Here is a 233-nt window from a genome sequence, read left to right as displayed (position 1 = left end):
TAGCACCTCCTGCTTGTCGCCGGCGCGCAACATCGGCGTCCCGGGCTTGCATTCGAACGCGGCCGCGAAGGTCGGCAGGTTCGACGGCGCGCACATGGCACGGAACGCAGCCGGGGCGTGCGGATCGGTGGCCAGGCGGACCTTGGCGTTTTCCGTGGTGTACTTGGTGCGCCACACGGTGGCCCAGTTTAAGTAGTAGCGCTGGTCGCGGCTGAAGCCGTCCACCTTCGGGT

General features: G+C 67.4%; 1 protein-coding gene. It reads right to left on the bottom strand.

Features of this window, described 5'->3' with window-relative positions:
• Positions 1-233: M13-type metalloendopeptidase (locus ACQG3P_RS24420; RefSeq protein WP_426806494.1), on the bottom strand; the 233-nt coding region annotated here is incomplete at both ends.

The sequence above is a fragment of the Stenotrophomonas sp. SrG genome (genome assembly GCF_050031795.1).
Lineage (GTDB): Bacteria > Pseudomonadota > Gammaproteobacteria > Xanthomonadales > Xanthomonadaceae > Stenotrophomonas > Stenotrophomonas rhizophila_A.
The sequence above is the reverse complement of the archived record's forward strand: the minus strand, read 5'-3'. Positions and strand labels throughout refer to the sequence as shown.